The sequence below is a fragment of the Candidatus Binatia bacterium genome (assembly GCA_036382395.1).
Classification (GTDB): Bacteria; Desulfobacterota; Binatia; order HRBIN30; family HRBIN30; genus JAGDMS01.
The window spans coordinates 1-5,103 of record DASVHW010000008.1 but is presented as its reverse complement, the minus strand read 5'-3'; the positions used below and the strand labels follow the sequence as shown (position 1 = coordinate 5,103).

Annotated in this window: 6 protein-coding genes; 4 read left to right on the top strand and 2 right to left on the bottom strand. The window is 64.7% G+C overall.

Annotated features, from left to right (window positions below):
• The first annotated feature begins 366 nt into the window (after positions 1–366).
• The 3 genes from VF515_00415 (at position 367) to hflX (ending at position 2,529) form a co-directional block, all read left to right on the top strand.
• Entirely contained in the window at positions 367–567 is a 201-nt protein-coding gene (locus tag VF515_00415) for a cold shock domain-containing protein (GenBank protein HEX7406087.1), read from the top strand.
• A 131-nt stretch (positions 568–698) separates the two neighbouring features.
• On the top strand, positions 699–1,079 hold the full coding sequence (locus tag VF515_00410) for a hypothetical protein (GenBank protein ID HEX7406086.1): 381 nt from the start codon (positions 699–701) through the stop codon (positions 1,077–1,079).
• A gap of 94 nt (positions 1,080–1,173) precedes the next feature.
• Positions 1,174–2,529 carry a GTPase HflX gene (hflX, locus tag VF515_00405; protein ID HEX7406085.1) on the top strand — a complete coding sequence of 452 codons (1,356 nt, stop codon included), beginning with the start codon at positions 1,174–1,176 and terminating at the stop codon, positions 2,527–2,529.
• Between the two features lie 20 nt (positions 2,530–2,549).
• Here hflX and hflC read toward each other — a convergent pair whose 3' ends face one another.
• Together hflC and hflK are read right to left on the bottom strand one after the other, a co-directional pair.
• Complete coding sequence (hflC, locus tag VF515_00400; GenBank protein ID HEX7406084.1) at positions 2,550–3,422, bottom strand: protease modulator HflC; 873 nt, start codon at positions 3,420–3,422, stop codon at positions 2,550–2,552.
• Positions 3,422–4,486: an FtsH protease activity modulator HflK gene (gene hflK, locus VF515_00395; GenBank protein ID HEX7406083.1), complete on the bottom strand. Its 1,065-nt coding sequence runs from the start codon at positions 4,484–4,486 to the stop codon at positions 3,422–3,424. The genes hflC and hflK overlap by 1 nt, the downstream gene beginning before the upstream one ends.
• A 432-nt stretch (positions 4,487–4,918) precedes the next feature.
• On the opposite strand from hflK, the gene VF515_00390 reads away from it, so the two are divergent.
• Positions 4,919–5,103, top strand: a 185-nt coding sequence (locus VF515_00390) for a hypothetical protein (protein HEX7406082.1), incomplete at its 3' end; no start/stop codon positions are given.

Here is a 5,103-nt window from a genome sequence, read left to right as displayed (position 1 = left end):
GCAACCGCCGCTCGTCAGCCGGCGCAGCAGACGTTACGACCGGCGCCCCCGGCCCTGCAGTCCTCTTTCGAGCGCGCAGCCCAAGACGGCGACTGGTACCGGCGCGGCGACTTCGCTGACGGCACGCCGCTAGGGTCCGCCTCGAGCGGCCACATCGCGTGCTCCTGGTCCTGCTGCGTATCCGCGGGCTCACCTTGTGCGTTGAGCCCCAGTGAGTTAAAGATATTCTCAGACTTAACGGGGGAAAGTGCAGTTTCTTTTGGGGCGACGGGAGATACCACTCTCGGCCTCCTCGTTCGCCATCACCATCGCGTTCCAGATCCAGCAGCTTCCCACTGACGAGTACGAAGGAAAGGAGGGAAGCGCATGGCTCAGGGAACAGTGAAGTGGTTCAATGCTGAGAAAGGGTTTGGCTTCATCACCCGCGACGGCGGTGACGACGTGTTCGTTCACCACACCGCGATCATCGGTGAAGGCTACCGCAGTCTCGACGAAGGCCAGCAGGTCAGTTTCGACGTGACCCAAGGCAACAAGGGACCGCAAGCGTCCAACGTTACCAAGCTGTAACGAATCCCCACGGAGGCCCAGCTCGGGTCTCCGTGGTTTTTTCGATTTAGGATGTACGCTCCGGCCGCCGCACGGCCTCGCGGCGCCAGCAGCGCACCGAACCGACATCACTTGCTCGGGAGAACATGGATATGACTGACCGTGGCCTTTTTGAACCCGATGTCCTGATCACGGCCCAGTTCAGCGCCGCACGGCGCCGCGGAGCGGCGGTCTCGAGCGAGAAGCGCTTGATGCTGGCCGTGCTCGACAATGCGCTCGACTACTACCAGAAATACATCGTCGCGACCGACCGTGCCGGCCGCGAGCTGTTCGAGGAAGCCGCGAAGTGGGTCGAGTGCACGAGCAACGAAAGCTTGTTCTCATTCGAGAACATCAGCGAGACCCTCGACATCAACCCGGAGTACCTCCGCCGAGGTCTCGCCGCGTGGCACAAGCGCCTGCTGGAGGCGCATTGCCGCAGCGTTCAGATACCCACGCCGGAGTCACCGCAGCTGGTTCGGGCTACGAGCTAACGGCACCGGTGCCGAGGATATTATCCCAGAGCCCAGTCAGTGCGTGGCAGACGGCGCGGGCGCAACTCGCGGCGCGCCTGGCTATGCTGCAGTGATGCCGCAGAACCAGCCGCACATGCCGCAGGACACACCGCCGCGTGCCGTGCTCGTGGGGGTGCAACTCCCCGGGGTCGCCGACGAGGAGCACGCTTCGTCGCTGGCCGAGCTCGGGCGTCTGGCCAAGACGCTGGGGCTCGCGGTGGTCGCCCGCGTCAGTCAGAAGCGCCCGGCGCTGGCCGCCGCCGCAGTGATCGGTGAGGGTAAGCTCAAGGAACTGGCCCGCCTGACCGGCGGTAGCGGTATCGTACCCTCCGGGGTCCCCGCCCACCGCACCCGCACCGCCGACCCCGAGCCCGCCGAAGCGGAGGTGGTGGAGGAGGCCGGCAAGCGCGCTAGCGTCGTGCTGGTCGACCACGACATCGCCCCCTCGCAAGCCCGCAACCTCGAGCGCGCCACCGGTGCCGAGGTGCTCGACCGCACCGCCGTCATCCTGGCCATCTTCCAGCGCCACGCCCGCAGTCGCGAGGCGGTGCTGCAGGTGGAGATCGCGCGGCTGGCCTATCTGGCGCCGCGGCTGCGCGCCAGCAGCGCCGGTCAGGACCGTCAGGGCGGCGGCATCGGCAGCAAGGGGGCGGGTGAGTCGCACCTCGAGCTCGACCGGCGCAAGGTGCGCGACCGCATCGCCGAGCTGCGCCGCGAGCTCGCGGCCATCGAGAAGGATGCCGCCACGCGCCGTCGCCGTCGTGCCGCCCAGCCCACAGTGGCCATCGTCGGCTACACCAACGCCGGCAAGTCGTCGCTGATGCGCGCCCTGACCGGCAGCGATCTGTTGGTCGCCGACCAGCTCTTCGCCACCCTCGACACCACCGTGCGCGCCCTGCAGCCGGAGACCAAGCCGCGCATCTTGGTCAGCGACACGGTGGGGTTCATCAAGAAGCTGCCGCACGATCTGGTGGCCTCGTTCCGCTCCACCCTGGAGGAGGCGCGCGAGGCGGCGCTGCTGCTGCACGTGGTGGATGCCGCGGACCCGGCCTTCCCGGCGCAGATCGAGGTCACCGCGCGAGTGCTGGCGGAGATCGATTCCGCCGACGCGCCGCGGCTGCTGGTGCTCAACAAGATCGACAAGCTGGAGGAGGAGCGGCGCGCCGCGCTGGCGCAGGCCTACCCGCAGGCGCTGCTGCTGTCGGCGAAGTCGGCCGCCGACGTTGCCGGGCTGCGCCAGCGCATCGTCGAGTTCTTCGAGCGTGAGATGGTCGAGGACGAGTTCCTGGTGCCCTACGCGCGGCAGCCGATGGTGAGCGAGATCCACGCCAGCTGCCGCGTGCTGGCCGAGGCCTACGACCAGGCGGGCACACGCCTGCGTGTGCGGGGGCGCCCGGAAGTGGTGGCGCGCCTGCGCGCCGCGCTGTGAACCGCCCGTCGAGTCACGAGTCACCGGTCCTTCGGTCGATCGAGCTGCTTGAGATAGCGGAAGAATTCGCTGTTGGGCGAGAGAATGAGCGTGGTGCCCTCGGTAATCGAGTTGCGGTAGGCCTCGAGCGTGCGCACTAGTTGGTAGAACTCCAGGTCGCGGCCGTAGGCGTCGGCGAAGATCTTCACCGCGAGCGCGTCGCCCTGCCCGCGGGTGATGTCAGCTTGCTTGCGCGCTTCGGCGGTGAGGATCTGCACCTGCTTGTCCGACTCCGAACGAATCTTGCGTGCTTCCTCGTCGCCCTCGGCGCGGAACTTCTTCGCCAAGCGCTCGCGCTCCGTGCGCATGCGGTTGAACACGTTGAGCTCGTTCTTCTCCGGCAGGTCGGCGCGTTTGATGCGCACGTCGGCCACCTCGATGCCGTAGTCGCGTGCTTTGGCGTCGCTTTCTTTCGTGACCTCGGCCATCACTTCACTGCGCTTTTCGTTGACGATCTCGCGCAGCGTATGCCGTCCGAGGTTTTCGCGCACGATCGAATAGATCACGTCGTCGAGCCGCGACTGCCCACCGGCTTCGTCGCGCACGGTGCGATAGAACTGCAATGGGTCCCGGATGCGCCAGCGCGAGAAGTTATCGATCATGAGTTGCTGCTTGTCTTTGGTGAGAATCTCCCGTGGCGCGGCATCGTAGGCGAGCAAGCGCTTGTCGAAGTAGAGCACGTTCTGAATCAACGGCAGCTTGAAGTAGAGACCGGGCTCTTGCACGGTACGCACCGGCTCGCCGAGTTGCACCACGATCGCCTGCTGCCACTGGGGCACCGTGTAGGCGACGAGATTCCACCCGACCACGAGCACGGCAAACAGCAGGAGAATAGGAATCCAGCGCCGGTCCATCACGGCTTCGGTGCCTCCGCGGGCTTCGGTTTGATCACTTGATCGAGCGGCAGATAGGGCACGACCTGCTTGCCGGCGACGTCGTCGAGGATGATCTTGTTCATGCGCGGCAAGACTTGCTCCATGGTCTCAAGGTACAAACGCAGCCGCGTCACGTCCCTCGCCTTCTCGTATTCCTGCTGCAGCGCGCTGAAGCGCTGCGCCGCGCCGGTGGCGTCTTGGACCTTCGCCGCGCTGTAGGCTTCGGCTTCATTCAGCAACTGCGCCGCCTGCCCGCGCGCCTTGGGCACCACGTCGTTGGCGTAGCCGCGCGCTTCGTTGATGAGCCGCTCTTTGTCCTGCTGCGCGCTGATCACGTCCTTGAAGGCGTCGGACACCTTATCCGGCGGACCCACATCTTGCAGCTTCACCGTCACCACTTCGAGGCCGACCTGGTATTGATCGAGGATGTGTTGCAGCAGGGCTTGGGCGTCTTGCTGCACCTGCTCTTTGCCTTCGGTGAGGGCATTGTCGATGTTGTTGCGGCCGAGGACTTCGCGCATCGCCGCTTCCGCCGCGTCACGCACGGTGTCTTCCTGGTCGCGCACGTTGAACAAGAAGTCCGTGGCGCCGGTCGGACCGGTCTTCACTTTGAATTGCACGATGAACTGCAGCTTGACGATGTTTTCATCGCCGGTGAGCATCAGCGCTTCCGGATCGACGTCGTGATAGCGCGCCGGCGGGCCGATCGCCACCGTGCGGAAACCGAACTCCGCCTTGCGAATTTGTGTCACCGCCGGCTTGATCACCTGTTCGAACGGCCACGGCAGGTGGTAGCCGGGGCCGGGATCGGCCTCGCGCACCACGCGCCCAAAGCGCAGCACGATGCCGCGCTCGTCGGGCGCGACGATGTAGACGCCACTGAACGCATACAGCAGCAGCACAATCACCATGATCAGCCACGGATTGACGCGCGACGGCCCGCGAGCGGCGAAGCGCGCGCGCACCTGATCGAAGATCTTCTGGATCTCCTTCAGCGGATCCTCAGGCTCCCGGCGCGGCGGAAAGTCATACGAATCGGGCATGGGCTGATTCCAGCTATAGCGGGAGTGGCCCGCTAGTCAACCCGCGGCCAGCACCCTGTTGGTCCCAGCACCCCAGCACCCCTTGACATCGTCCCAAACTCGTCCCTAGTACCTAGGCTAAACAAAACGAACTTCCTAGACGCCAAAGGCGAAAGGGGGGCATGATGCGCTTCTACAGAGGCCATAGGGATCTCGGGCAGATTGCGCGAGCTTTCGGAATGCTGGGCCTGTTCTTAGCAACGCTCACCGCATTCCTAGCAGCCCGAGCCGGAGGACAGTGCCACTACATCCTGCTGCAAGCGGGGGTTGATGACAACTTCAGCTACGTCAAATCGGTCCTTTGTACGGGCTATCCGGCTAACCGCCAATGGCATGCAAGGGGGACATCTCATGCGACACATTCTTAGGACAGCGTCAAGCCTATTGGTGTTTGTGCTGGCGATCAGCAGTCCGACCGCGGCGCAGGCCCAAGTCGATGTAACCATCACGGCCGACAACGCCTATAGCTTCGGCTATGGTACTGCGTCCGGGATTTTACCGGGTAACCTGTTAGGCAATGTCGAGAACTGTACATCTGGGGATATCACCAACTGCTCCGGTCCGGAGGTCTACCCGAA

What these genes read in the sequence shown, in the direction of transcription:
- VF515_00415 (HEX7406087.1), top strand. Translation starts at nt 367, where the DNA reads ATGGCTCAGGGAACAGTGAAGTGGTTCAATGCTGAGAAAGGGTTTGGC.
- hflC (HEX7406084.1), bottom strand. Translation starts at nt 3,422, where the DNA reads ATGGACCGGCGCTGGATTCCTATTCTCCTGCTGTTTGCCGTGCTCGTG.
- hflK (HEX7406083.1), bottom strand. Translation starts at nt 4,486, where the DNA reads ATGCCCGATTCGTATGACTTTCCGCCGCGCCGGGAGCCTGAGGATCCG.
- VF515_00410 (HEX7406086.1), top strand. Translation starts at nt 699, where the DNA reads ATGACTGACCGTGGCCTTTTTGAACCCGATGTCCTGATCACGGCCCAG.
- hflX (HEX7406085.1), top strand. Translation starts at nt 1,174, where the DNA reads ATGCCGCAGAACCAGCCGCACATGCCGCAGGACACACCGCCGCGTGCC.